The 25,554-nt window shown below is 75.1% G+C and carries 20 protein-coding genes; 14 read left to right on the forward strand and 6 right to left on the reverse strand.

Going from position 1 to position 25,554, the window contains the following annotated elements; genetic code table 11:
* The 10 genes from MF406_RS02515 (at nucleotide 1) to MF406_RS02560 (ending at nucleotide 15,443) form a co-directional block, all read left to right on the forward strand.
* On the forward strand, nucleotides 1-888 hold the full coding sequence (locus MF406_RS02515) for an ROK family protein (RefSeq protein WP_242896452.1): 888 nt from the start codon (nucleotides 1-3) through the stop codon (nucleotides 886-888).
* Complete coding sequence (locus MF406_RS02520; RefSeq protein WP_242896453.1) at nucleotides 885-1,826, forward strand: 1-phosphofructokinase family hexose kinase; 942 nt, start codon at nucleotides 885-887, stop codon at nucleotides 1,824-1,826. The genes MF406_RS02515 and MF406_RS02520 overlap by 4 nt, the downstream gene beginning before the upstream one ends.
* Entirely contained in the window at nucleotides 1,816-2,700 is an 885-nt protein-coding gene (locus MF406_RS02525) for a class II fructose-bisphosphate aldolase (RefSeq protein ID WP_242896454.1), read from the forward strand. Before MF406_RS02520 ends, MF406_RS02525 begins: the two co-directional genes overlap by 11 nt.
* 406 nt (nucleotides 2,701-3,106) lie before the next feature.
* Entirely contained in the window at nucleotides 3,107-7,147 is a 4,041-nt protein-coding gene (locus tag MF406_RS02530; RefSeq protein ID WP_242896455.1) for an endo-alpha-N-acetylgalactosaminidase family protein, read from the forward strand.
* 317 nt (nucleotides 7,148-7,464) lie between these two features.
* Complete coding sequence (locus tag MF406_RS02535; RefSeq protein WP_242896456.1) at nucleotides 7,465-8,823, forward strand: ABC transporter substrate-binding protein; 1,359 nt, start codon at nucleotides 7,465-7,467, stop codon at nucleotides 8,821-8,823.
* A 63-nt stretch (nucleotides 8,824-8,886) separates the two neighbouring features.
* A complete protein-coding gene (locus MF406_RS02540) occupies nucleotides 8,887-9,810 on the forward strand; it encodes a carbohydrate ABC transporter permease (RefSeq protein WP_242896457.1) in 924 nt (307 codons plus the stop codon).
* 1 nt (nucleotide 9,811) lies between these two features.
* Nucleotides 9,812-10,750: a carbohydrate ABC transporter permease gene (locus MF406_RS02545; RefSeq protein WP_242896458.1), complete on the forward strand. Its 939-nt coding sequence runs from the start codon at nucleotides 9,812-9,814 to the stop codon at nucleotides 10,748-10,750.
* 556 nt (nucleotides 10,751-11,306) lie between these two features.
* Nucleotides 11,307-11,927, forward strand: a complete 621-nt coding sequence (locus tag MF406_RS02550; protein WP_242897659.1) for a TetR/AcrR family transcriptional regulator — start codon at nucleotides 11,307-11,309, stop codon at nucleotides 11,925-11,927.
* A gap of 164 nt (nucleotides 11,928-12,091) precedes the next feature.
* Complete coding sequence (locus tag MF406_RS02555; protein WP_242896459.1) at nucleotides 12,092-14,743, forward strand: MMPL family transporter; 2,652 nt, start codon at nucleotides 12,092-12,094, stop codon at nucleotides 14,741-14,743.
* A gap of 61 nt (nucleotides 14,744-14,804) precedes the next feature.
* Nucleotides 14,805-15,443 (forward strand): molybdenum cofactor biosynthesis protein B, encoded by a 639-nt coding sequence (locus tag MF406_RS02560; RefSeq protein WP_371744579.1) that lies wholly within the window; start codon nucleotides 14,805-14,807, stop codon nucleotides 15,441-15,443.
* Nucleotides 15,444-15,590: 147 nt separating this feature from the next.
* On the opposite strand, the gene MF406_RS02565 is transcribed toward MF406_RS02560, so the two are convergent.
* Entirely contained in the window at nucleotides 15,591-16,412 is an 822-nt protein-coding gene (locus MF406_RS02565; RefSeq protein WP_242896460.1) for an aminotransferase class IV family protein, read from the reverse strand.
* A gap of 25 nt (nucleotides 16,413-16,437) precedes the next feature.
* Between MF406_RS02565 and MF406_RS02570 the strand changes: the two genes are divergently transcribed.
* On the forward strand, nucleotides 16,438-16,809 hold the full coding sequence (locus MF406_RS02570) for a MerR family transcriptional regulator (RefSeq protein ID WP_242896461.1): 372 nt from the start codon (nucleotides 16,438-16,440) through the stop codon (nucleotides 16,807-16,809).
* Between the two features lie 25 nt (nucleotides 16,810-16,834).
* Here the strand turns inward: MF406_RS02570 and MF406_RS02575 are convergent, their stop codons facing one another.
* The 4 genes from MF406_RS02575 to MF406_RS02590 are packed head-to-tail and all read right to left on the reverse strand — an operon-like array spanning nucleotide 16,835 to nucleotide 20,820.
* Complete coding sequence (locus MF406_RS02575) at nucleotides 16,835-17,530, reverse strand: molybdenum cofactor guanylyltransferase (protein ID WP_242896462.1); 696 nt, start codon at nucleotides 17,528-17,530, stop codon at nucleotides 16,835-16,837.
* Nucleotides 17,530-18,003 carry a cyclic pyranopterin monophosphate synthase MoaC gene (moaC, locus tag MF406_RS02580; RefSeq protein WP_242897661.1) on the reverse strand — a complete coding sequence of 158 codons (474 nt, stop codon included), beginning with the start codon at nucleotides 18,001-18,003 and terminating at the stop codon, nucleotides 17,530-17,532. The genes MF406_RS02575 and moaC overlap by 1 nt, the downstream gene beginning before the upstream one ends.
* A 5-nt stretch (nucleotides 18,004-18,008) precedes the next feature.
* The gene (gene glp, locus MF406_RS02585) at nucleotides 18,009-19,340 is read right to left on the reverse strand and encodes a gephyrin-like molybdotransferase Glp (RefSeq protein WP_242896463.1); all 1,332 of its coding nucleotides are present in this window, start codon (nucleotides 19,338-19,340) and stop codon (nucleotides 18,009-18,011) included.
* A gap of 49 nt (nucleotides 19,341-19,389) precedes the next feature.
* Nucleotides 19,390-20,820 (reverse strand): ThiF family adenylyltransferase, encoded by a 1,431-nt coding sequence (locus tag MF406_RS02590; RefSeq protein WP_242896464.1) that lies wholly within the window; start codon nucleotides 20,818-20,820, stop codon nucleotides 19,390-19,392.
* A 138-nt stretch (nucleotides 20,821-20,958) separates the two neighbouring features.
* Between MF406_RS02590 and MF406_RS02595 the strand changes: the two genes are divergently transcribed.
* The 3 genes from MF406_RS02595 to MF406_RS02605 all read left to right on the forward strand — a co-directional run bounded on the left by MF406_RS02595 (nucleotide 20,959) and on the right by MF406_RS02605 (nucleotide 24,293).
* On the forward strand, nucleotides 20,959-21,660 hold the full coding sequence (locus MF406_RS02595) for an MgtC/SapB family protein (protein ID WP_242897662.1): 702 nt from the start codon (nucleotides 20,959-20,961) through the stop codon (nucleotides 21,658-21,660).
* 222 nt (nucleotides 21,661-21,882) lie between these two features.
* Entirely contained in the window at nucleotides 21,883-22,359 is a 477-nt protein-coding gene (locus MF406_RS02600; RefSeq protein WP_242896465.1) for a MarR family winged helix-turn-helix transcriptional regulator, read from the forward strand.
* Entirely contained in the window at nucleotides 22,356-24,293 is a 1,938-nt protein-coding gene (locus tag MF406_RS02605; RefSeq protein WP_242896466.1) for an MDR family MFS transporter, read from the forward strand. Before MF406_RS02600 ends, MF406_RS02605 begins: the two co-directional genes overlap by 4 nt.
* Nucleotides 24,294-24,344: 51 nt before the next feature.
* Here MF406_RS02605 and MF406_RS02610 read toward each other — a convergent pair whose 3' ends face one another.
* Nucleotides 24,345-25,349 carry an alpha/beta hydrolase gene (locus MF406_RS02610; protein WP_242896467.1) on the reverse strand — a complete coding sequence of 335 codons (1,005 nt, stop codon included), beginning with the start codon at nucleotides 25,347-25,349 and terminating at the stop codon, nucleotides 24,345-24,347.
* Nucleotides 25,350-25,554 lie beyond the last annotated feature (205 nt).

Consider the following 25,554-nt stretch of genomic DNA (forward strand, 5'->3'; position numbering starts at 1 on the left):
GTGCCCCGCGCGATCGGCGTCGACGTCGGCGGCACGGCCATCAAGGTCTGCATCGCCGACGCCACCGGCCGCCTGTCCGAGCAGCGCACCGTGCCGACGCCGCACCGGGTCGAGGACCTCGTCCGGACGGTGGCGCAGCAGGTCGCGGACCTGCGCGCGCACGACCCCGGGCTGCCGGTCGGCGTCGCCGTGCCCGGCGTCGTCGACGAGCGGGCCGGCACCGTCGTCCTCGCCCGCAACCTTGGCTGGCGCGACGTCCCGGTGCGCGACCTCCTCGCCGGCGCGCTGGGCACCGACGTCGTCCTCGGGCACGACGTGCGGGCCGGCGCGCTGGCCGAGTCCCGCTGGGGCGCCGGCGCGCCGGACATGCTCTTCGTCCCCATCGGCACCGGCATCGCCGCCGCCCTGGTGCTCGGTGGGCGGCCGTGGGGCACCGGCTACGCCGGGGAGATCGGGCAGGTGCTCGTGCCGGACCCCGACGGCGGGGCGCCGGTCGTCCTCGAGCAGGTGGCCTCGGCGGCCGCGCTCGGCCGCCGGTACGCCGCCCGGACCGGCGGGGTCGGCGCCGACGGGCGCGGGCTGTTCGACCAGCTCCGCCGCGGCGACCAGGCCGCCGCGGCGGTCCTCGAGCAGGGCGTCACGGCGCTCGGCACCGTGCTGGCCGGCGCCGTCTCCCTGCTCGGACCGGTCCGGGTCGTCGTCGGCGGCGGGCTCGCCGGCGCCGGGGAGGACCTGCTGGCCCCGCTGCGCGCCCGGCTCGCCGAGCTCCTCGTCGTCACCCCCGTGCCGGAGGTCGTCCCGGCCGCGCTCGGACCCTGGGCGGGGAGCCTGGGTGCCGCGGCGCTCGCGCTCGACGCGACGGACCCGGGCGACCAGGAGCGGCCGTGATCCTGACCCTCACCCCGAACCCCGCCGTCGACGTCACCTACACCCTCCCCGCGGTCCGCCTGGGCGAGGTCAACCGGGTCACCTCCGTCACCGAGGCCGCCGGGGGCAAGGGCGTCAACGTGGCGCGCGTCCTCGCCCAGCTCGGCCACCCGGTGACCGCCACCGGCTTCCTCGGCGGGGACACCGGCGTCCTGCTGCGCCGCCTGCTCGACGGCAGCGGCGTGACCCAGCGCTGGCTGGACGTCCCGCAGCGCACCCGGCGCACCACCACCCTCGTCGACGCCGCCGGCGCCACCCTGCTCAACGAGCCCGGGCCGCGCCTCGACCCCGGCGCCTGGGCCGACCTCGCCGCCCTGCTCACCACCAGCGTGGGCGCGGGGGACGTCGTCGTCGTCTCCGGCTCGACCCCGCCGGGTGCGCCGGACCAGGCCCTCCCCACCCTGCTGGCCGCGGCGGCGGGGCGCGGCGCCCGGACCCTGGTGGACACCTCCGGCGCCGGGCTGCTCGCGGCCGCCGACGCCGGTGCGGACCTGCTCAAGCCCAACGAGCACGAGCTGGCCGAGGCCACCGGCGCCGTCGACCCCGTCACCGGCGCCCGCGCCCTGATCGACCGGGGCGCCGGGGCGGTGGTGGTCTCCTGCGGGGCCGCGGGCCTGGTCGCGGTCGTGGCCGACGGCGCCGCCCGCCCGGCCTGGCGGGCCCGGCCCGCCGAGGTGCTCAGCGGGAACCCGACCGGCGCCGGGGACGCGGCCGTCGCCGCGCTGGCCCTGGCCCTGCACGCCGACGAGCCGCTCGCCACCGGCCTGCCCGCCCACCTCCCCGACGCCGTCGCGCTCTCCGGGGCCGCGGTGCTCGCCCCGGTGGCCGGCGCGGTGGACCTGACCGCCTACCGGCGCATGCGCGCCGCCATCACCGTGGAGGAGCTCGATGCTCGCTGACCTGCGCGACCTGGCCGGCGCCTGCGCCGCCGAGCGGACCGGCCTGGGCGCCTTCAACGTCGTCCACCTCGACCACGCCGAGGTCTTCGCCGCGGCCGCCGAGCGGGCCGGGCGGCCCGTGGTGCTGCAGGTGAGCCAGAACGCCGTGGCCTACCACGGCGCGCTCGCCCCGATCGGGACGGGGGTGCTCGCGGTGGCCCGGGCCGCCGAGGTCCCGGTGGTCGTCCACCTGGACCACGCCGAGGACGTCGCGCTCGTCCGCGAGGCGATCGCCCTGGGTTTCACCTCCGTCATGTACGACGGCTCCCGGCTGGCCGACGAGGCCAACCGGGCCACCACCGCCGAGGTCGTCGCCCAGGCGCACGCCGCCGGGGTGAGCGTGGAGGCCGAGCTCGGCGAGGTCGGGGGCAAGAACGGGGTGCACGACCCGTCCGCGCGCACCGACCCCGCCGCCGCCGCCCGGTTCGTCCGGGACACCGGCGTCGACCTCCTCGCCGTGGCCGTCGGCTCCTCGCACGCCATGACCACCCGGGGCGCCCGCCTGGACACCGACCTGATCGCCGCCATCGCCGCGGCGGTGGACGTGCCCCTGGTCCTGCACGGCTCCTCCGGGGTCAGCGACGCGGGCATGCGGGCCGCCATCGACGCCGGGATGACCAAGATCAACGTCTCCACCCACCTGAACAAGCTGTTCACGACGGCGGTCCGCGGCTACCTGACCGAGCACCCGGACCTGGTGGACACCCGCACATGGTTCGGCACCGGCAACGCCGAGATCGGCCGGGAGGTCGAGCGGCTGCTGCGCTGGTACGCCCGGACGGAGCCGGTCGCGGCGGGCGGGGGCGCGCCGAGCGCCGCGGCCGGCCGGGCGTGACCCCCGCCCGCCGTGGCGAACAGGGCAGGGTCGTGGGTACCCGGACTGCCCGGTCTGACCCTGCTCCAGGCCTGCCCGGTCTGACCCGGCCCCCGATCAGCCAGGCCTGACCCTGCCGCCCGGTCAGCCAGGCCCGACCCTGCCCCGGTCAGGGAGGCCCGACCCTGCCCCCCGGGTCAGCGGCGCGACGACCGATGCGCCGTATCTCCTCATGCCCAAGGCTGGCCGGTCGTGCCCGCGTCGTGCGGACGTGCTCGTGCCAGGTGCCATGCCGGGCAGGGTGCGGACTGGGCCACTGAGCGATACTGCTCGTTAGTACCACTGCCCAATCACGTCTTGACATCCCGTCGGTCTCTGCGATGGGCTGTGCTTGCTCTCGCATCAATCGGCGACGAAGGAGTCAGTAGTGCGCATCCTCTGGAAGCAACGAGCGTTCGCCGTCGCGGCGGCGCTGGCGCTCCCGCTGGTCGGCGGGGTGGCCACGGCCCTCGCGGCCGGCGCGGCCGCCACCCCTGCCCCGCCGGGCCCCGCGGCCACCCCCACCGCGGGCCCGGCGGCCCCCACCGTGGCCCCGGCGCCCGCGGCGGGCGCCCCCGCCACCACGACCGCCCCGGCCGCCGTCGCCCCGCCCACAGCCGGGCCGGGTGAGATCGTCCTGCGCTCCGACGCGCTCGCGGTGACCGTCTCGGACGCCTTCCCCCAGGTCGTGCGGTACACGCACCTGGGCACCGGTGCCACCCTGGACGGCCGGGCGGAGCCGCTGACCGCCGTCGTCATCGACGGCACCGCCCACCCGGTGGAGGTCACCGCGCACGAGCCAACCGCGTCGGCGGCCAGCTACACGCTGACCTTCCCGGGCCTGCCGGGGGTGGAGATCGACGCCCGGCTCAGCGTGGCCGAGGCGGTCGCGGCGTTCGAGGTCACCGCGATCCGCGACACCGAGGCGCACCGGGTGCACACCCTGGACATCCCCGGCCACGACCTGGTCTCGGTCGCCTCCGACCAGCCGGGCGCCACCGTCGCCGCCGCCCGGGTGGGCACGGACCGCGGCGGCAGCGGGGACACCATCACCCCGGTCACCGCCCAGACCGCGGCGGGGCCGGCCCAGGGGTCGGCCTACGTCATCGTCAGCACCGACGCCCTCGCCGCGGGCCTGGAGACCAACAGCGTCTACGACGAGGCCAACGGCCCGGCGCAGAAGGACAACAACCGCTGGCAGCGCCAGGCCCGGGCCGACGGCGAGGACGTGCGGATGGGCGTCTGGAGCGGCCGGTGGACCTACCGTTCCACCGCGGCCGCCGTCGAGGACGTCGAGCCGCTGCCCGTCGCCAGGGTCGCCATCACCCCGGACGCCAACGGCGACGGCACCGTGAACTGGCAGGACGGGGCCATCGCCTACCGGGACATCGCCGTCGCGGTGCCCGGCGAGGACGAGGTCCCGGACACCGTCGTCACGCACATCCCGTTCAACTTCGCCTCCCAGGCCACCCACCCGTTCCTGCGCACCCTCGACGACGTCAAGCGCATCTCCCTCGCCACCGACGGCCTTGGCCAGCGCGCCCTGCTCAAGGGCTACGGCGCGGAGGGGCACGACTCCGCCCACCCGGACTACGGCGGCAACTACAACGAGCGCGCCGGCGGGCTGGAGGACCTCAACACCCTGCTGGCGGCGGGGGAGCGGTGGAACGCCTCCTTCGGCGTCCACGTCAACGCCACCGAGGTCTACCCCGAGGCCAAGACCTTCGGCGAGGTGCCCTTCGACCCCAAGGCGCCGGGCTGGAACTGGCTGAACCAGTCCTACTACCTGGACCAGCGCGAGGACCTGGGCACCCACAACATCACCCGCCGCTTCGCCCAGCTGCGCGAGGAGACCCACGAGAACCTGGACTTCCTCTACCTCGACGTCTACTACAACTACGGCTGGCAGGCCGACCGCCTCGCCCGCGAGCTCGGCGAGCAGGGCTGGACGATCGGCACCGAGTGGTCCGACCGGTTCGAGCGCTACAGCCTGTGGAGCCACTGGGCGAACGACGAGAACTACGGCGGCAGCACCAACAAGGGCCTGAACTCCCAGATCATCAGGTTCATCGACAACGCCCACAAGGACACCTGGAACCCGCACCCGCTGCTCGGCTACGCCCAGATCGTGGAGTTCGAGGGCTGGACCGGGCACACCGACTACACCGCGTTCCTGCGCAACGTCTGGTCCAACAACCTGCCGGTGAAGTTCCTCCAGCACCAGGACATCGTGCGCTGGGCCGACGGGCAGATCGACTTCACCGGCGACGTCACCGCCACCGGCACCGACGCCGCCAGCCGCCAGTTCACGGTGGGCGACGACGTCGTCCTGGACGGCGACGCCTACCTACTGCCCTGGTCCGCCGACGACGGCAGCAAGCGCGGCCGGGACACCCAGAAGCTCTACCACTACAACGCCGACGGCGGACGGACGACCTGGACGCTGACGGACGACTTCGCCAAGCAGAAGAAGCTGCGCCTGTTCCGGCTCACCGACACCGGCCGGGTGCCCGCGGGCATGGTCGACGTCGTCGACGGCACGGTGACCCTGACCGCCGAGCCGGACCAGGCCTACGTGCTCTACCCGCACCGCAGCAACCCCCAGCCCGCCAAGCCCGACTGGGGCGAGGGCACCCTCGTCGTCGACCCGGGATTCAACGCCGGGAACCTCGACGCCTACCGCCCCCGAGGGGACGTCTCGCTGGAGACGAACGAGCGCGGCCAGCACGTCGCCGTCCTCGGCGCCGGCCCGTCGAGCATCCGGCAGGAGCTCGGCAAGGCCGCCCCCGGCACCTACGCCGCCAGCGCCTGGATCGAGATCGCGCCGGGCCAGGAGCGGCCCACCACGCTGCGGATCCAGGGCCGCGGCATCGACGAGTCGGTGACCGTCGACGCCTCCACCGCGCGGAACTACGTCGCGGCGGACGAGAAGAACGACACCTACTTCCAGCGGGTGCGGGTGGTCTACGACATCCCGGCCCGCAGTAACGGGAAGGTGACCCTGTCGGTCTCCGCCGGCGACGGCGAGGCACCGGTGCGGGTGGACGACCTCCGGGTCGTGCCCTTCACCCGGGCCGCCGACCCCGACCCGGTCGACGGCACGATCCTGTTCGAGGACTTCGAGTCCGTCGACCAGGGCTGGTGGCCCTTCGTCAAGGGCGACGCCGGCGGCATCACCGACCCGCGCACGCACCTGGCGTCCCGCAACGCCCCCTACACCCAGGCCGGCTGGAACGGGAAGCTGATCGACGACGTCCTGGACGGGCAGTGGTCGCTGAAGTCCCACCAGGAGAACACCGGCCTGGTGTACCGCACGGCGCCGCAGTCGGTGGCGTTCCAGCCCGGCCACCGCTACCGGGTGAGCTTCGACTACCAGGCCGCGCACGCCGGGTACTACGAGTGGGTCACCGGCTACGACACCGTCGCCACCGGCGAGCCGCGCTCGGTCCGCGTGAACGCGACGCCGATCGGGCAGCAGCGCACGACGGCGGCCTTCAGCGAGGAGTTCGTCGCCGGCGGGTGCGGGGACTACTGGGTCGGCCTGAACAAGCTGACCGGCAACCCCAAGGACAACGACCTGGTCGTGGACAACCTCCGGGTCGTCGACCTCGGGCCGGCCGAGTCCGTCCCGGCCTGCGCGAGCCTGGGCGTCGAGCCCGCCCAGGACGCGCTCGAGCAGGGCTTCCCGAACGCGGTGACCACCACGCTGGTCAGCGACGAGGCGGCGGACGTCACCGACGTCGCCGTCACCCTCGACGTGCCGGAAGGCTGGACGGCCGAGCCGGCCAGCGCCAGCACCGCCGCCAGCCTCGCCCCCGGCGCCAGCCTGCGCACCACCTGGACGGTCACCCCGCCCGCGGACGCCCCGCAGCAGGACTACCCGCTGACCGCGACGGCGACCTACCAGAGCGCCGACGGCCCGCGGACCGCCAGCGCCACCACGACGGTGCGGGTGCTCCCGCCCCCGCCGACCGGTGACGCCTACGTCTCGGACCTGGAGCTCGTCAGCGCCGAGAACGGCTGGGGCCCGGTGGAGCGCGACCGCTCCAACGGCGAGCAGGCCGCGGGCGACGGGCGGCCGATCACCCTCAACGGGCAGGTCTACGCCAAGGGCCTGGGCACCCACGCCCCCTCCCGGGTCCGGGTGTACCTGGCCGAGACGTGCACGACCTTCACGGCCGACGTCGGCATCGACGACGTCCAGAAGAGCCGCGGGTCGGTGGTCTTCAAGGTCCTCGGCGACGGCGCCACCCTCGCCGAGTCCCCGGTCATGCGGCCGGACTCCGCCACCCACCGGCTCGAGGCAGACGTCACCGGCACCCGGTACCTCGACCTCGTCGTGACCGACGCCGGCGACGGCAACGGCAACGACCACGGCGACTGGGCGGACGCCCGGCTCAGCTGCAGCGCGGCGGCGCCGCAGGGCTGACCCCACCGTGAGTCACCGACAGCCGCGGGGGTGACCTCACCGTCAGCCACCGCCAGGGGCGGGTCCTGCCACCAGGCAGGGCCCGCCCCTGCGCTCTGCCGACCCGGCTGACGGGGGCGGGCTCTGCCACCGGGCTGGGCGGCTCTGCCACCGGGCTGGGCCGCCCGTGCGCCTGCCGGCCCGGGCCGGTCAGCCGGGCCCGCCGGCCCCGCGGCGGCGTTGACACGGCTCCGGCCCATCCCTACGCTTGAAGTTAAGCGGTACGTACATCAATCGCTCAGCACCGATCAACCGGATGCTCGATGGAGAGAGGCACCATGAGGACCACCACCCCCACCTCCCGGCGCCGGGCCCTGGTGCTCGGTGCGCTCACCGCCACGGCGCTGACGCTCGGGGCCTGCGGCGCTTCCGGCGGCGCGTCCGCGGGCAACGGCAACGACGGCGGCTCCGGCTCCGGTTCCGACGGCGGCCCGGTCTCGATCGAGTACTGGCACCGGCTGCCCTCGGTCGAGGGCGCGAAGAGCGTCGACGACCTCGTCGCCGAGTGGAACGAGGACAACCCGGACGTCCAGGTCAAGGCCACCGCCTTGCAGGGCGCCGCCGCGGACAGCTACCCCAAGATCGCCACCGCCGTCGAGGCCGGCAACGCCCCGTGCCTGGCCCAGGTGGGCGTGGACCGGGTGCCGGACCTGCTCTCCACCGGCCAGCTGCTCGACGTCACCGAGCAGGCCAGCCAGTACGAGGAGAACTACCTGCCCTACGCCTGGAGCCGGGCCACCTTCGACGGCGCCACCTACGGCATCCCGCAGGACACCGGCCCGCTGGTGCTGTACTACCGCGCTGACCTGTTCGAGGAGTACGGCATCGACGTGCCCAAGACCTGGGACGACTTCCGGGCCGCCGCCCAGACGGTCAAGGAGCACAACCCCGAGGCGCGCCTCGCCTCCTTCCTGCCGGACGAGGCCATGTGGTTCATGGCGCTGTCCAGCGCCAACGGCGCCCAGTGGTGGGGGATCGACGGCGACAGCTGGCGGGTCGACATCGACTCCGCACCGACCCAGGAGGTCGCCGAGTACTGGCAGGGCCTGATCGACGAGGACCTCGTCGCCACCACCCCGCGGTGGGACCCGAGCTTCGACCAGGCGCTGGCCGACGGCACCCTCGTCGCCACCGTCGGCGCCTCCTGGGAGGCGCCGCTCATCGCCGGGTCGGCGCCGGACACCGCCGGCAAGTGGGCCGTCGCGCAGATCCCGATGTGGGACACCGGCAAGCCGCTGGTCGGGGAGGACGGCGGCTCCATCGTCGCGGTCCTCAACGGCTGCGAGCAGCCCGAGGCCGCCGTCGCCTTCGCCGACTGGCTGAACACCAACGTCGAGGGCCTCATGCCGCTGGGCCTCTTCCCGGCGACCGAGCCGCCGGCGGAGGGCTTCGCCACGCCGGAGACGCTCGTGGAGTTCTACGGCGGGCAGGAGATCTACGACGAGTTCGCCGCCGCCAACGAGGCGGTCAACCCGGACTGGAGCTTCTCGCCCACCACCGGCGTGACGCTCACCGCGATCCAGGACGGCGCCGGGCAGATGCTCACCGGCGGCCCGACGCTGCCCGAGATCGTCGCCGACGCCCAGGCGAGCTCGGTGCAGTCCCTGGAGCAGGCCGGCATCTCGGTCGCCGACTGACCCCGTCGCGCAGGTCCCGGCCCACCCATGCCGGGGCCTGCGCAGCCCGAGCGAGGAGGACCCATGGCCCTGCCCACGGCACCGACGCGACCCCGGGCCGGTGCGCGCCGGCGCAGCGAGGCGCGTACCGGGTGGCTGTTCCTGCTGCCCTTCGGGCTCCTGTTCACGCTGGTGTTCCTGATCCCCATCGTGGTCTCGGTCTACAACAGCTTCTTCTCCACCAGGCGCTCCTCCCTCGGCCTGGCGGCGCCGGAGACGGTGTTCGTCGGCCTGAGCAACTACGTCGACGTGCTCACCAGCTCCCAGCTGTGGCTGGGCATGGGCCGGGTGGTCGGCTACGCGGCCGTGCAGATCCCGATCATGATCCTGGCCGCCCTCGCCCTGGCGCTGCTGCTGGACTCCGTGGCCGCCCGGCACGTGACCTTCTACCGGCTCGCGTACTTCCTGCCCTACGCGATCCCCGGGGTCATCGCCGCGATGGTCTGGACCTACCTCTACCAGCCCAACCTGAGCCCGATCGTCCAGGCGCTCCACGCCGTCGGCCTCGACGTGAACCTGCTGGCCCCCGGCACGGTGCTGGGCTCGATGGCGAACATCACCACCTGGACCTTCACCGGCTACAACATGCTCATCTTCCTCGCCGCGCTCCAGGCCGTCCCGCGCGAGCTCTACGAGGCGGCGCGGATGGACGGGGCGTCGGAGTGGCGGATCGTCCGGGCGATCAAGGTGCCGATGCTCCGCGGCGCGACGATGCTCGCCGTCCTGCTCTCGATCATCGGCACGATCCAGCTGTTCAACGAGCCGACCGTGATGCGGCGCTCCGCGGCGTTCATCGACTCGCAGTACACGCCCATGATGATGGCCTACGACCAGGCCTTCGGGCCGGCCGCCAACAGCGGCGCCGCCGCCACCGTCTCCATCGTGATGGCCGCCGTCGCCGGGGTCCTCGCCTGGGCCTACACCGTCGTCAGCCGGAGGACGAGCTGAGATGGCCACCGTGAGCCACGACCTGCCCCCCGCCGCCCAGCTGGCCCGGCCGGCGGCCCGCCGCGCCCCCGCCGCCCGGCGCCGCACCCGCCGATCGGCCACCGGCGCTCCGCCGAGCACCCGGGCGCTGACCACCATCGTGCTCACCGCCGCCGCGGTGTACTTCCTCTTCCCAGTGTGGTGGCTGGTCGTCTCCGCGACCAAGACCCGGCCCGAGCTGTACACGACCAACGGGGCCTGGTTCGGCGAGGGCTTCGCGCTGCTGGAGAACCTGCAGCGGGCCATGGGCTACGACCAGGGGCTGTACCTGCGCTGGATCGGCAACTCCGTCCTGTACTCCACGACGGCCGCCGTCATCGGGGTGGTCATCTCCCTCGCCGCCGGGTACGCCCTGGCCAAGCACACCTTCCCCGGGAAGAACGTCGTCTCGGTGACCATCCTCGCCGGGCTGCTCATCCCCGCGGCGCTGCTGACGATCCCGATGTACTTCGTCTTCAACGCGATCGGGCTGGCGAACACCCCGCTGGCGGTCATCATCCCCTCCTGCGTGTCCCCGTTCGGGGTCTTCCTCGGGCGGATCTACGTCGAGGCCTCCGTCCCCGACGAGATCCTCGAGGCGGCCCGGATGGACGGGGCGGGGGAGGTGCGGATCTTCTTCACCATCGTGCTGCGGCTGCTGAAGCCGGCGATGGTGACGATCGGCCTGTTCGTCTTCGTCGCGACCTGGAACAACTTCCTCCTGCCGCTGGTCATGCTCAACTCCGCCGACCTCTTCCCGGTCACGCTCGGCCTCTACACCTGGCAGAGCTACCGGGCGGTGGACCTGACCGACATCGTCCTGGTCGGCTCCCTCTTCGCGGTGCTCCCGCTCGTCGTCGGCTTCCTCTTCCTGCAGCGCTACTTCCAGTCCGGTCTCGCGCTCGGCGCCGTCAAGGGCTGACCGGCCGCCAAGGGCTGACCGGGCGCGCCGGGCGGCAGCGGCAGCAGCGCCGGGACGCCTTCGCTCAGCGCCACAGGACGCCGCGACCAGGACGCCGTCGTCCAGGACGCCGTCGACCAGGACGCCATCGACCAGGAACGGCAGCGCGCGGACGTCCACCTGGTCCAGGGCCGCCGGCCCCACGACCACGATCGCCTCCGGGAGCCTGTTGCTTTTTGGGGATGCTCTTAACGAGCACCACAAGATGTGGGCCTGAGGAGGCGTTCAGGCCCTACATGTTGTGGCTGTCCGACCGCTCGAGCCTATTTAGCAACAGGCTCCCGGAGGCGAAAACGTGCGAGATCGGCACGAGATGGCCTCCGGAGGCGATCGTGGTAGCGGTGATGCCGGCGGGTGATCGTGGTCGAGGCGACCGCGACCGGCCCACCCGGGCTCGCCGTGGGTGGTCCTGGTCCAGGCGATCGCGACCGGCCCGCCCAGGCCGGCACGTGCCGGACCTCACACTGGCCAAAACATGCACCGAGTGCAGGTTTGGTCCTACCGTCTTCGGGTGAGCATGACGACCGGCCGGCGGGAGCAGAACAAGGCCCGGACCCGCGCTGACCTCCTCGAGGCCCTCCGGGCGCAGGTGGCCGCGACGGGCCTGGCCGGCGTCACCGCCGAGGCGGTCGCCGAACGCGCCGGGGTCTCCCGGCGCACCTTCTTCAACTACTTCAGCAGCCTCGACGACGCCCTCGCCGGGGTCATCTCCCCGTCGCTGGACGAGATCGGTGCCGTGTTCCGGTCCCGGCCTGCCGCCGAGCAGCCGCTCGACGCGATCGTCGCCGCCCTGCGGCAGCGCCCGCTCGACCCCGACGCCCTGGCGTGGATTCACACCATCGGCTCGGCGGAGCGGGCCCGGCAGGGGGTGAGCCCGCTCGCCGACCGTGTGTGGGCGCACCACCAGGGCTGGCTGGCGGGGCTGCTCGCCGAGCGCCTCGGCGCCGACGACCCCCTGCGCACCGGCACGCTCGCCTCGACCGTGATGAGCATCTTCTCGGTGGTCCAGGACCAGTGGCTGGACGAGACGGGCGGGCCGGTGGACGAAGCCGCCGCTGCCCGGTTCAACCAGCTCCTGCTCACCGGCCTGGCCCACGCCAGGTCGGCCTGGACCGAGGCCAGGCCCAGCAGCGCCTGAGCCCGGCCGGGGCCGACGGCGCGCGCCGCACGAGCCCGCGCCCGCGAGGAACGCCAGCCGCGCGCACCCCGCCCCAGCACGGCGCACCATCACCTCGCACCGCCCCGCACCAGCTCCACGAAACCGACCCGACGGGCACCGTGCCCGTCACCGAGAGGACGACCATGGCTTCGTTCCTGTACCGGCTCGGGCGCTCGTGCGCCCGCCACCCCTGGCGCTCCGTCGTCGCCTGGCTCCTGGTCATCGCCGCCGTCACCGGCGCGGCGCTCAGCCTGTCGAAGCCGCTCACCAGCGAGTTCACCATCCCCGGCAGCAGGTTCGAGCAGGTCCTGGAGGACCTCAAGCAGGAGATCCCGGACGCGGCCGGGGCGACCGGCACCGTCGTCTTCTCCAGCGACGACGGCTTCACCGCCGAGGAGAAGGCCGCCGTCGCCGCCACCGAGGAAGAGTGGAAGCAGGTCGAGGGCGTCGCCGACGTCGTCGACCCGTTCGCCGCCCAGCAGCAGCTGGCCGACCAGGCCGCCCAGCTCGAGTCCGGCCGGGCCGAGCTGGAGTCCGGCCGGGCCCAGCTCGAGGAGGGCCGCAGCCAGCTCGAGGCCGGCCAGGCCGAGCTCGACGCCGCCCGCGAGCAGCTCCAGGCCCAGGCCGCCCAGCTCGAGGCGGGCCGGGCCGCGATGCCGCCGCAGGCGCTCGCCCAGGCCGAGCAGCAGCTCGCCGCCGGCCAGGCCCAGCTCGACGCCGGGCAGGCCGAGCTCGACGCGAACGCCGAGGACCTCGCGGCCGCCGAGACCGAGCTGGCCGACGGGCAGCGGCAGCTCGAGGTCGGCGGGCGGCTCGCCGAGCTCACCGAGGACACCCGGTTCGTCTCCGAGGACGGCACCGTCGCGCTCGCCCAGGTGCGGTTCGTCGGCGAGGCCGTCGACCTCGACCCCGCGGTGGGGGAGGAGCTGCAGGAGATCGGCGCCGACCTGCCCGACAGCGGCGTCGACGTCGACTACAGCCAGGAGATCGTCCGGGACATCTCCAGCATCATCGGCCCCGGTGAGGTTCTCGGCCTGGTCGTGGCCGCCGTCGTGCTGCTCGTCATGCTCGGCGGGCTGCTCGCCGCCGGGATGCCGATGGTGATGGCGCTGGTCGGGGTGGCCGTCGGCGTCGGCGGCGCGATGGCGCTCAGCGGCACCATCGAGATGAACAGCACGACGCCGGCACTCGCGCTGATGCTCGGCCTCGCCGTCGGCATCGACTACTCGCTCTTCCTGATCAACCGGCACCGGACCCAGCTGCGCGGCGGCATGGCGACGACCGACTCCATCGCGCTGGCGACCGGCACCTCCGGCAACGCCGTCACCTTCGCCGGGCTGACCGTGATCATCGCGCTCGCGGCGCTGGTGGTCACCGGCATCCCGTTCCTCGCCGTCATGGGGCTCGCGGCGGCGGCCACCGTCCTGATCGCCGTCCTCGTCGCGCTCACGCTCACCCCGGCCGTCCTCTCCCTGCTCGGGGAGCGGGTGCTCGGGCGGCGCGGCCGCCGCGCCGTGCGTGACCGTGCGAACGCCACGGAGGGCGCGCAGGCCCCCGCCGAGCACGCTCCCGATGGCGCGCACGCTCACGACGGCGCCCACGCCGCCGACGGCGCGCGCGTCGCCCGTCGCGGTGGCTGGGCCGGGCTCGCCCAGCGCCATCCGGTGCTCTCGATCCTGGGCGTCGTCGCCGTCGGGGCGGTCATGGCCTACCCGGCCACGGACCTGCGCCTCGGCCTGCCCGACGGCTCCTCCGAGCCGGCGGGCTCCACGGCCTACCGCACCTACGACCTCACCCGCGAGCACTTCGGCGCCGGGATGAACGGCCCGCTGATCGCCGTCGCCACCCTCGACGAGCCGATCGCCGAGGGCGAGACGGACCAGCTCGCCGCCCAGGCCGACCTCGCCGAGGCCCTCGCGGAGGTGCCCGGCGCGCTCACCGTGGTCCCGGCCGGGGTGAGCGAGGACCGCTCGACGCTCGCGTTCCAGATCGTCCCCGAGGACGGCCCCGCCGAGGAGTCCACCGTGGACCTCGTCCACGCGCTCGACGAGGCGGCGCCGCAGATCGGCGCCGAGCACGACGCCGAGCTCGGGTTCACCGGGCAGACGGTGGCGAACATCGACATCTCCGAGCGGCTCGGCGACGCCCTGCCGGTCTACCTGCTCGTCGTCGTCGGGCTCTCCCTCGTCCTGCTCCTCCTCGTCTTCCGGTCCCTGCTCGTGCCGCTGCTCGCCACCGCCGGGTTCCTGCTGTCGGTCGCGGCGGCGTTCGGGGCCGTCGTCGCGGTCTACCAGTGGGGCGAGCTCGGCTGGCTGTTCAGCGTCCACGAGCCGGGGCCGGTGCTCAGCTTCCTGCCGATCCTGCTCATCGGCGTGCTGTTCGGGCTGGCGATGGACTACCAGGTCTTCCTCGTCTCGGCGGTGCGGGAGGCGCACGTGCACGGCTCGCCCGCCCGGGCCGCCGTCCTGGAGGGCTTCAACCTCAACGCCCGGGTGGTCACGGCCGCGGCCATCATCATGGTCTCGGTCTTCGGCGGGTTCGTCTTCGCCGAGCTGACCATGATCCGGCCCATCGGGTTCGGCCTGGCGATCGGCGTGCTCATTGACGCGTTCCTCGTCCGGATGACCCTGACCCCGGCCGTGCTCAGCCTGCTCGGGGAGCGGGCCTGGTACCTGCCGCGGTGGCTCGACCGGGTGCTGCCCGCCGTCGACGTCGAGGGTTCGCGGCTGGGGCGGGACGGGGCGGCGGGCGGGCCGCTCGGCGCCGGCAACGAGCCGGCGCGCGCGTCCGGGTAATCGGCCGTCCGAGCCGCCGCGGCCGCTGCCGCCTCGCCCGGCCCGCGCTACCGTCAGCTCCGTGACGGACCAGGACTGGGGTGGCGGGGTGGGTGGCCCGTCGGGCGCCGGCGGTGGGCCCGGCCCGTCGTCCGGCGGGTCCGGCGCGATCGGCACGGAGACCGCCGGGCCCGGCGCGGTGTCCGGCGGCCCCGGCCCGGCGCCCGGCGGGCCCCGCCCCGTGCCCGGCGCCGTCATCACCGTCTCGGACCGGTGCGCCCGCGGGGAGGCGGTGGACCGGTCCGGTCCCCTCGCCGCCGCCCTGCTCGCCGACGCCGGGGTACGGGCCGACGTCGTGATCGTCCCCGACGGCGTAGCCAGCGTGCGACGGGCGGTGCGGGCGGCGCTCGACGGCGGCGCCCGGGTGGTGCTGACCACCGGCGGGACCGGCGTCGGGCCGCGCGACCGCACGCCCGAGGCCACCGCGCCGCTGCTGGTGCGGGAGCTGCCCGGGCTGGCCGAGGCGGTCCGGGCCCGGGGCGCCGCCGACCTCCCCGCGGCGGTCCTCTCCCGCGGCCTGGCCGGCATCGCCGAGGGGCGCGACGGCGAGGCGCTCGTGGTCAACGCCCCCGGCTCGCCGGGCGGGGTCCGGGACGCCGTCGCCGTGCTCGGCCCGCTCGTGCCGCACGTGCTCGACCAGCTCGCCGGCGGCGCGCACTGAGGGCTGCCGGGGGTTGCGCACCGAGCGAGGTGCTGCCGGAGCTGTGCACCCACCGAGGCTGCCTGGGTCGCGACGCACCGAGCGCGCCCCGGCGTCGCGACCGGGCCGGAGCGTGACGGTGTTCCCAGGGCAGCGCAGGGGCGTCGGTCAGCTCGTCGAGAGAGCCTGGACGCGCATGATCGGCTCGGTCTCGTAGGCCCGATGGAGGAGTCGGACGATCTCACTGCCGTCGCCCAACCGGTGCTCACCGATGCGAGCGACCGGGACGGCCGGAGTCCAGGAGTTCAGCACCACCGCGGCGAGCCGCTCGGTGAGGTCCTCGGGCCGGACCGGCCGGGTCCGCTGCGCGACCCCGAGGGCGTGCAGGCGCCGGCTGAGGATCTGCATGGTCACTCCGGGCAGCACCGCGGCCTTGGGCCAGATGACCGAGTTGCCGTCCCAGAAGGCCAGGTTCCAGATCGTTGCCTCGCTCAACCGACCGCTGCGGTCGACGAAGGCGGCGTCGTCGAACCCGCGGGCGTGGGCCCGGCGCAGGTAGAGCGTCTTCGACACCTCACCGACGTGCTTGACGGTCGGTAGGTGGCGCTCGTGCTCGACGAGGTCGAGCGACAGCGGACCGAGGGGAGGATCGGCCGGATCGGTGACCTTGACCAGGACGTCGAGCTCCGCTCCGCCGTCGGGGGCCACGAATTCCCCCGGGCGCGAGGTGATGAAGCAGGTGAGCGAGACGTCAGCCGGAGCCGCCGAGAGCGCGGCGAGGAGGTGCTCCCGGAGCCGTTCCTCGGGTAGGTGCGCTCCGAAGAGCTCGTGGCTGGCGCTGCGCAGCCGGGCCAGGTGCAGGTCGAGGCCGCGGACCGCCCGGTCCCGGACCTGCATCGCGGTGAAGTGGGCGAAGCCGGCGAACGCCAGCGGGGCGAGGTCCTCGGTGCTGGCGGGCCTACCGTTGAGGTGAGTGATCGAGACTGCCATGCCTGGAACGTAGGAGCTGACACCAGTGTCAAGAGCAAGCGGCACGGATCGGCTGCTGCGCGTCGGTGAGCTCGCCGCCCTGACCGGGGTGAGCGCGCGGCTCCTGCGCTACTACGACAACCAGGGCCTGCTCGCCGCCGAGCGTTCCCCCACCGGTCAGCGGCTCTTTCACCCCGCCGCCGCCGAGCAGGTCCGCTACATCCGCTCCCTCCTGGAGGCGGGGCTACCGACCCGCGTGATCGGCGAGCTCATCGACTGCATCTACGAGCCCGGCCGGATCGAGCCCTGTGCAGTGCCGACGCTCGTCGAGCACCTGAACGAGCACGACCAGCGGATCGCGGGCATGCTCAGCACCCGCGCCGCTCTCCAGGGCCTGATCGACTCCTCGAGCCGCTGACCGCCCCCGCCGATCGCGGAACCTGCTACCTCGATCCTTCGCCCGGGCCACCGGCCGGCCGACCGCCAGCCTCCCGGCCACCGGCAGGTGGGGCACCGGCCGGCGGACCGCTGGCTGAAAGATCGGCCAGCGCGGCCAGGTCTGACCAGGTGTCCACGTCGGTGGCCTCGGCCGCGACCGCCGGCACCCCGGCCAGCCGCAGCCCGGCGACCAGCGCCCGGACCGGGACCCCCCGCCCGCCCCGCGGCTGCCCGGCGAGCCGCCCCACCAGTGCCGTGCGCCGGTAGGCAGCGGTGAGCCACTGCGGCACGCCGGCCGGGTCAAGGAGGCACGCGCCGTCGACGTCGCGGTCGGCGTGGGCCGCCGCGAGCAGCCGGGGCACCGCCGTCGCCGCCCGCGGCACGTCGCAGGACAGCACGAGCACGAGCGGCGCGGGGGCGCCGTCGTTCAGGACCGCGAGCCCGGCGGCGACCCCGGCCACCGGCCCGCCGAGCGGGGGGTTCTCCAGGGTGCGGGCCACCCCGTCCGGCACGGCCACCTCGGCGGGGGCGACGACGACGACCCGGCGGGCGCCGGCGGTCCCGGCGAGGACGTGGTCGAGCAGGCGCCGGCCGGCCAGCCGCAGGTCCGGCTTGCTGGCGCCGTCGAGCCGGCGGCCGGTGCCGCCGGCCAGCACGACGGCGTCGAAACCAGCGGCGTCCGCGGGTCCTGGCCCGGCCATCAGGCGTCCGGCCGCCGCCAGTCCCCGGAGCGGCCGCCGGACTTGGCCACCACCTTCACCCCGGTGATCTCCGCGGACCGGTCCACCCCCTTGACCATGTCCACCACGGCCAGCGCCGCCACCGACACCGCGGTCAGCGCCTCCATCTCCACCCCGGTGCGGTCGGCGGTCCGGACGGTGGCGGTGATCAGCACGCGGTCGTCGGCGAGCTCGAGGTCCACCGCCGCGCCGTGGATCCCGATCGTGTGCGCCAGCGGCAAGAGCTCGGGGGTGCGCTTGGCGGCGGCGATGCCGGCGACCCGCGCGACGGCGAGCACGTCACCCTTGGGCACGGTGCCCGCGCGCAGGGCGGCCAGCACCTGCGGGGAGCAGCGCACCTCCCCGGTGGCCACGGCCTGCCGCACGGTGGGCTGCTTGGCGGTGACGTCGACCATCCGGGCGTGCCCGGCGTCGTCCAGGTGGGTCAGGCACAGCTCGTTCACGGGACCATCATGACCTGCACCGGCGCGCCGGCCGGCACCTGCTCCACCTCGGCCCCGACGACGGCGAGCGCGTCCGCCCGGGCCAGGGAGGCGACCAGGTGCGAGCCGGAGCCGCCGGCCGCGGCCGGGCGGACCAGCACCGCACCGTCGGCGGTGCGCCCGCCGAGGACGACGGGCAGGTACTGGCGCCGGCCGGGCGGGCAGCGCCAGCCGACCTCGGCGACGCCGGGCACCGTGGTCGCGGTGCCAGACGCATCTGGGCCGGCAGCGGTCGCCGGGCCGGCGGCGGTGGCCGGGCCGGTGGCGGTGGCCGGGCCGGCGGCGGCGTGCCCGGCGAGCACCCGCAGCGCCGGCGCGGCGAAGACCAGGAAGCTGACGAAGACGCTCACCGGGTTGCCGGGCAGGCAGAAGACCGGCACCGCACCGCCGTGGCCGCGGCGCAGCACGCCGAAGCCCTGCGGCTTGCCCGGCTGCATCGCGACGGCGGTGAAGGTGACCTCCCCGAGCGGGCCGAGGACCTCCTTGACGACGTCGTAGGCGCCGGCACTCACCCCGCCGGTGGTCACCACGGCGTCGACGGCGTCCAGGCCGGCGGCCAGGGCGACGCGCAGCGCGTCGGGCTCGTCCGCCACGGCGCCGAGCGGGACCGGCTCGGCGCCGGCCGCGGCGACCAGGCCCGTGACCAGGGTGGAGTTGGAGTCCGGGATCTGCCCGGGGCCGAGCGGCGCGCCGGGCGGGCGCAGCTCGGCGCCGGTGGCGAGCACCCCCACCCGGACCCGGGGGTGCACCGGCAGGTGGCCGTGGCCGGTGGCGGCGGCCGCGGAGAGGTCACGCGCCCGGAGCGCCGTGCCGGCGGCGAGGACCGGGTCGCCGGGGCGGACGTCCTCCCCGGCGCGGCGCAGGTGAGCGCCCGCCGCGACGGCCGCCCGGACCTGCACGACCGTCGGCAGCGTTGTCCCCGGTCCGGGCCCGGCCGGCTGGTCGGTCTGCTCGACCGGCACGACGGCGTCCGCCCCCGCCGGCACCGGCGCACCGGTCATGATCCGGATCGCCGTCCCGGGGGCCACCGGGTCGCGGGCGGCGGCGCCGGCCGGCAGGTCGCCCACCACCCGCAGGTGCACCGGCGCGTCGGGGGTGGCACCGGCGACGTCGCCCGCCCGGACGGCGTACCCGTCCATCGCCGAGTTGTCGAACGGCGGCACGGCCAGGGCGGCGGGGACGTCCTCGGCGAGGACGGTGCCGAGGGCCTCGGCCAGCGGCACCGGCCGCGGCGGGAGCGGGGCGACGGCGGCCAGCACCCGCGCCAGGTGCTCCTCGACGGTGATCATCCGGCTCCGCTCATGGCTGATCCTCGGGCTCCGCTCGTGCTCGGGCCGGTCAGTAGGTGGGCAGGGTGGGGTCGACGTCGGCCGCCCAGGCGAGGACGCCGCCGGTGACGTTCACGGCATGGGCGCCGGCGCCGGCGAGCGCCCGGACCGCCTGGGCCGAGCGCTGCCCGCTCCGGCAGTGCACGAGGAGGTCGCGGGGGCCACCGGCGGGGCGGTCGAGCCCGAGCCGGTGGACGGCGGCCTCGGGGTCGGCGAGCACCTCGCCGAGGGGGATGGTGACCGACCCGGGGATGGCGACGATGGTCCGCTCGGCCGGCTCGCGGACGTCGAGCAGGACGAAGTCGTCGGTGCCGGCCGTCCGGGCGGTGAGCCGCCGGGCGAGGGTGCTGGCGGTGACGGCGGGCAGGGCGTCGTCGGTACCGGCGGCGCCCGCGGCGGCCGCGGCGGCCGGGCCCGCTGTCCGCATGCCGACGGGCTCGGCGGCCCCCGCATCACCGGAGCCTCCGGCCGGCCCGGCCCCCGCGCCGGTCGAGGGGCCGACGGGCACCGCGCACCGCGCCGCGACGCTGCCGGGCGGGCTGCCGGTGGGGTCGTACCCGAGCTCGGCGGGGGTCCGGGGCGGCCGGGCACCGGCGCGCGGCCGCAGCGGCAGCTCGCGCGAGCGGGCGGCGAGGACGTCCAGGACGAGGACGCGGCCCAGGAGCGGGTCCCCGGTGCCGGTGATGAACTTGACCGCCTCGGCGGCCATGACCGCGCCGACCTGCCCGCACATCGCCCCGAGCACCCCGGCCTGCCCGCACGAGGGCGTGCTGCCGGGCGGCGGCGGGGTGGGGAAGAGGTCGCGCAGGGTCACGGCGGCAGGGACGGCGTCGGGCTCGCGGTCGCCGTTCCTGCCGCGGTCGCCCTCGTCGTCCCCGTCGCCGTCGCCGTCGCCGTCGTCGGCGGCCCGGGGCCGGGACCAGAACACCGCGACCTGGGCGTCGAACCGCAGGATCGAGGCCCACACCAGCGGGATGCCGAGCTCGGCGCACACGTCGCTGACCAGGTAGCGGGTGGGGAAGTTGTCGGTGCCGTCCAGGACGACGTCGTAGCCGGCGAGAAGCTCGTGGGCGTTGGCCGCGTCCAGCCGCAGCCGGTGGCGGGTCACCGCCACGTCCGGGTTGAGGGCCGCGACGCGCTCGGCGGCGGAGTCCACCTTGGGCCGGCCGACGTCGGCCATGGTGTGGATGACCTGCCGCTGCAGGTTGGAGGGGTCCACCACGTCGTCGTCGACGATGCCCAGGTGCCCGACGCCGGCCGCGGCGAGGTAGAGCAGGGCGGGGGAGCCGAGGCCGCCGGCGCCCAGGACGAGGACGCGGGCGGCGAGCAGGCGGCGCTGCCCCTCCCGGCCGAGCTGGTCCAGGAGGAGGTGGCGCGAGTACCGGTGCACCTGCTCGGCGGTGAGCTCGGGCCCGGGCGCGACGACGGGGGCGAGGGCCATGGGCACACTGTAGGCGGCGCCGGCCCGGCGGATCCGCGACCACGGCGCCGGCCGGGCAGGCACCCCCTGCAACGGGCCGGTCCCGCCGCCCGCGGGCCGCGTAGGGTCTGTCCGGTGCCACCGTTCGTCACCGACACGATGCTGACCGAGCTGTCCCTGCTCCTGGTCGCGTTCGTGCTGTCCGCCCTCATCGGGATCGAGCGGCAGGTGCGCCAGAAGGCGGCGGGCTTCCGCACGCACGTGCTGGTGGGCACCGGGTCCGCCGCGTTCACGCTGGTCTCCGCCTTCGGCTTCACCGCCGTGCTCGGCGAGGACGTGGTGCTGGACCCGTCGCGGATCGCGGCGCAGATCGTCACCGGGATCGGCTTCCTCGGCGCCGGGGTGATCTTCACCCGCCGTGACGTCGTCCGCGGCCTGACGACGGCGGCGACCATCTGGGTCTCGGCCGCCGTCGGCATGGCCGCCGGTTCCGGCATGGTGGCCCTCGCCGTGGCGCTGACCGCCCTGCACCTGTTCACCCTCGTCGCGCTCGCGCCGCTCGTGCGCCGCATCCCCACCGCGGACCGCAACCGGGTGCTGCGCGTCGCCTACCCCGACGGGCACGGCATCCTGCGGCAGGTGCTCGAGACGGCCACCGCGATGGGTTTCACCGCCTCGGTCATCGGGACCAGCCGGGAGCCGGCCGGGGAGGGCGCCATGGTGGTGATGGACATCCGGTTCCGCGGCCGGCCGCCGCTGCGCGACCTGGTGCCGGCCATCGGGGAGGTCGACGGCGTCCGCTCCGTCCGGATCCGGGCGAGCGACGGCGACGACGGTCGGGACGACGACGACCAGGACTGAGACCCGGGCCGGGGTCGAGTGACATCGGTGTGCGGCCGGGCCCGACGACGTGGTGCCCGGCCCGACCCGACGACGTGGTGCCCGGCCCGGCCCGACGACATGGTGCCCGGCCGCTGCCCGGCCCGCCGCCGTCGTCGTCGGGACCTTCGTCCCTGGCGCCGTGACCGAGAAGACAGCCGCCGAAGATTACATGCGTGCTGCACGTAACCTACGATTGCCCGTATGCCAGAACTGTCCGCCGAGCACATGCGTGCCTCCGCACGGGTGGTCGAGCAGGTGTCCCTCATCGGCCGCCGCAGCCGGATCATCTCCGCCGAGGTCGCCCACCAGGTCGGGCTCCAGCCGGCCCAGGTCGGCGTCCTCCTGAAGACCGCCCGGGTGGGGGAGATGCGGGTGGCCGACCTCGCCGAGCAGATGCTCGTCGACCCCTCCGTGATCAGCCGTCAGATCAGCTATCTGGAGAACGCCGGGCTGCTGGTGCGGCGCCCGGACCCGGAGGACCGCCGCGCCAGCCTCGTCTCGGTCAGCGACGCCGGCCGGGCGCTCGCCGAGCGGGTCCACGGCTTGCACGGGGAGGCGATCTCGGCGACGCTCAGTGACTGGACCGTCGAGGAGATCGACGAGGTCGGCGCCGCGCTCGAACGGCTCAACACCGCGACCGAGCAGGCGCACCGGCGCCCGGCGGAGGTGACCGCGTGAAGCGCGAGCGCGACCTGACCAGCAAGCGCGTCTACGCCGGCATGAGCCCGGAGCAGGCGCGGGCGGCCGACGCCGAGCACCAGCAGATCCTCAAGGTCCTCACCGGGCTGCTGCTCACGCTCTTCGTCGCGATGGTCGCCAACACCATCGTCGGCAACGCCCTGCCGGTGATCGTCGCCGAGATCGGCGGCACCCAGCAGCAGTACACCTGGATCATCACCGCCGCCATCCTCGCCTCGACGGCCGTGACGCCGATCGCCGGGAAGCTCGCCGACCTGACCGACAAGAAGAAGCTCCTCCTCTTCGCGATGGGCCTCTTCACCCTCGGCAGCCTGCTGTCCGGGGCGGCGACGTCGGCCGCGATGCTCATCGGCGTCCGGGTCCTGCAGGGACTGGGCATGGGCGCGCTCCAGGTCCTCGTGCAGATCATCATCGCCACGATCATCCCGCCGCGGCAGCGCGGCCGGTACAACGGCTACATGGGCGCGGTCATCGCCGTCGCCACCGTGTCCGGCCCGCTCCTCGGCGGCATCATCGTCGACGTCCCGTGGCTGGGCTGGCGCTGGTGCTACTGGAGCGCCGTCCCGTTCATGGTCTTCGCCATGTACGTCACCTGGCGCAACCTGAAGGTCCCCGCCGGCGGGCGCCCGGGCGCGAAGGTCGACTGGCTCGGCGCGGCGCTCATCTCGATCGCGGCGACCGTCCTGCTGGTGTGGGTCTCCTTCGCCGACCACGAGTTCCCGTGGGGCTCGTGGCAGACCGCCGTCATGCTCGGCGTCGTCGTCCTCGCGGCGGTGCTGTTCGTCCTCGTCGAGCGGCGGGCCGAGGAGCCGGTCGTGCCGATCAGCATCATCACCGAGCGCACCACCGTCCTCGCGATCATCGCGAGCCTCGCCGTCGGCACCGTGATGTTCGGCGCCAACGTCTTCCTCGGCCAGTACTTCCAGATCGGCCGCGGGTACAGCCCGACGGTCTCCGGCTGGCTGGGCCTGCCCCTCATGCTCGGCCTGCTGATCTCCTCCACCCTCGCCGGCCGCCTCGTCACCGCGACCGGGCGGTGGAAGCCGTACGTCGTCGGCGGCTCCGCCCTGCTCGCCGTCGGCATCGGGCTAATGGCCACGGTGGGGGCGACGACGTCCCTGGTCCTCATCGGTGTCTACCTCTTCGTCGCCGGCATCGGCCTCGGCGCCTCGATGCAGAACCTCGTCCTCGCGGTGCAGAACACCGTGCCGGTCAGCGACGTCGGCGCGGCGACGTCGACCGTGACGTTCTTCCGCACCCTCGGCGGCGCGACCGGCATCCAGGTGCTCGGCGCCCTGTACGCCCTGCGGGTTACCGACCTCGCCCGGGACCGGCTCGCCGCGCAGGGCCTGGACACCTCGGCGATTGACGCCTCGACCTCCTCCCTCGACCTCAGCCAGGTGCCCGAGCCGGTGGCCGGCATCATCACGACGGCGTACGGGGACGGTATCGGCATCGTCTTCACCATCGCTGCCGCGGCGGCGGTGCTCGGGCTCGTGGCCGTGAGCTTCATGCGCGGCACGGAGCTGCGCAACACCTGGGACGTGCCCGCCGACAGCCGCAGGGTCATCGAGTCCGACGCCGGCCCGGGCACGGTCGCGGCGCCCGGCGACGTCACCCCGGCGACCACCGCCGCCGTCGACCAGGACGGCGGCCGGCCCGCCGACGAGGCCGCCGGGCGTGGCGGCGGAGCGGGCGCTACCGCCGTCACCGCCAGCGGATCCGGCTCGGTCGATGGCGTCCGGGACGCTGACGGCGCCGCCGACAGCAGCACCACTCGGCCTGCCCGCGGGCCCGACGAGGGTCGGGCCGACCCCGGCACTACCCGGCCCGCCCCCGAGCGCGACGGCGACCGGGCCGACGGCACGGGAGCGGCACCGGAGGGCTGGCCGTCCACGCGGCGCGAGGGCTGACCGGGCGGCGAACCACGCGGATCACCAACGGGCGAGCGGGCGGGGCGAGGTCTAGCGAGCCCGCTCCTGAGCGTCCGGCTCCCGGCTCGGCAGCGGCGTCCGCTCCAGCGCCCACCCGATCACCGACCGCGTGTAGTGCTCCCGGGCCGGGCCGGGGGACAGCGCGAGGTCGTGGATCCCGCCGGGGACCTGCAGGACCGTGACGTCCTCGCCGAGCTGCCCGGCCCGGGCGAGCATCTGGCCGGGGTCGAGGACGACGTCGGTGCTGGTCACCTCCGCCGGTCCGGGGTGGCGCTTGTCCCCGCGCCGGGCCGCGCAGGCGAGCAGGACCGGCGCGGTGACGCCGAGGCCGCGGGCGACCTCGGCGTGGGCGCGGCGCACGGTGCGCACGAACCCGGCGCGCCCCGGGAAGCCCGCGTGCGGCTTGAGGGTCAGGTCGTAGTCCCACTCCCCGCCCGTGCCGGCGTGCAGGTGGCGCCCGTACGCCGTGCCGATCGCGCCCACCGGCAGGCTCGGCAGCCACCGCCCGACCCGGTCCACGGCGGCGGTGAGCGGCACCCGTCGGAACCAGTTCTCGTTGAGGTCCAGCCACGGGGAGTTCAGGACGACGGCGTCCACGGTGCCGGGGTGGTCGGCCGCCCACAGCAACGCCTGGAGCCCGCCGGTGGAGTGGCCGAGGAGGACGACCGGCCGCGGCCCGCGCTCGCGGATCAGGTCCAGCGCCTTGCCCATCTCCTCCGCCCGCACGCGCAGGTCCCGCACGTCGTCGGGGCGCGGGTGCCCATTGATGGACCGGCCCGACCGGCGCATGTCGAGGGCGTAGAAGTCGAAACCGGCGTCGATCCACGCCTGCGCGTGGTCCGCCTGGAAGAAGTAGTCGACGAACCCGGGCAGGTACAGCACCGCCCGGGGGGCGGACCCCGCGTCCTCCTGGTGGACGAGCGTGGCGACGTCAGGCGCGGACGGCTCCTCGCCGCCGTCGCGCCGGTCCCCGAGGGGGATCGTGCGGGCCATCCAGGGCGGGCCGAGCAGGTCCGGGACGGCGTCGGCGGTCATGGCCCGATGATGGCAGGCGCCGGGCCGAGGCGTGCCCGGGCGTGCTCGGGCTGGTCCCGCCCGCGTGCCGGGCGACGTTGGGGGGCCGGGCTGGTGCGGGCCGTTGCGGGCAGACCCGCCGGCCCCCTCAGCGCCCGCGCCGTCCCAGGCGACGGACGCACAGCGGGTACGGTCTCACGATCCGGGCCGGGCGCCGTCGGCGTCG

The organism is Georgenia sp. TF02-10 (genome assembly GCF_022759505.1).
In the GTDB taxonomy this organism is placed as follows: domain Bacteria; phylum Actinomycetota; class Actinomycetes; order Actinomycetales; family Actinomycetaceae; genus TF02-10.

Excerpts from the sequence above, each read along its gene's own strand:
- MF406_RS02525 (WP_242896454.1), top strand. The coding sequence starts at position 1,816 with ATGCTCGCTGACCTGCGCGACCTGGCCGGCGCCTGCGCCGCCGAGCGG.
- MF406_RS02535 (WP_242896456.1), top strand. The coding sequence starts at position 7,465 with ATGAGGACCACCACCCCCACCTCCCGGCGCCGGGCCCTGGTGCTCGGT.
- MF406_RS02540 (WP_242896457.1), top strand. The coding sequence starts at position 8,887 with ATGGCCCTGCCCACGGCACCGACGCGACCCCGGGCCGGTGCGCGCCGG.
- MF406_RS02545 (WP_242896458.1), top strand. The coding sequence starts at position 9,812 with ATGGCCACCGTGAGCCACGACCTGCCCCCCGCCGCCCAGCTGGCCCGG.
- MF406_RS02550 (WP_242897659.1), top strand. The coding sequence starts at position 11,307 with ATGACGACCGGCCGGCGGGAGCAGAACAAGGCCCGGACCCGCGCTGAC.
- MF406_RS02555 (WP_242896459.1), top strand. The coding sequence starts at position 12,092 with ATGGCTTCGTTCCTGTACCGGCTCGGGCGCTCGTGCGCCCGCCACCCC.
- MF406_RS02565 (WP_242896460.1), bottom strand. The coding sequence starts at position 16,412 with ATGGCAGTCTCGATCACTCACCTCAACGGTAGGCCCGCCAGCACCGAG.
- MF406_RS02575 (WP_242896462.1), bottom strand. The coding sequence starts at position 17,530 with ATGGCCGGGCCAGGACCCGCGGACGCCGCTGGTTTCGACGCCGTCGTG.
- glp (WP_242896463.1), bottom strand. The coding sequence starts at position 19,340 with ATGATCACCGTCGAGGAGCACCTGGCGCGGGTGCTGGCCGCCGTCGCC.
- MF406_RS02590 (WP_242896464.1), bottom strand. The coding sequence starts at position 20,820 with ATGGCCCTCGCCCCCGTCGTCGCGCCCGGGCCCGAGCTCACCGCCGAG.
- MF406_RS02595 (WP_242897662.1), top strand. The coding sequence starts at position 20,959 with ATGCTGACCGAGCTGTCCCTGCTCCTGGTCGCGTTCGTGCTGTCCGCC.
- MF406_RS02600 (WP_242896465.1), top strand. The coding sequence starts at position 21,883 with ATGCCAGAACTGTCCGCCGAGCACATGCGTGCCTCCGCACGGGTGGTC.
- MF406_RS02610 (WP_242896467.1), bottom strand. The coding sequence starts at position 25,349 with ATGACCGCCGACGCCGTCCCGGACCTGCTCGGCCCGCCCTGGATGGCC.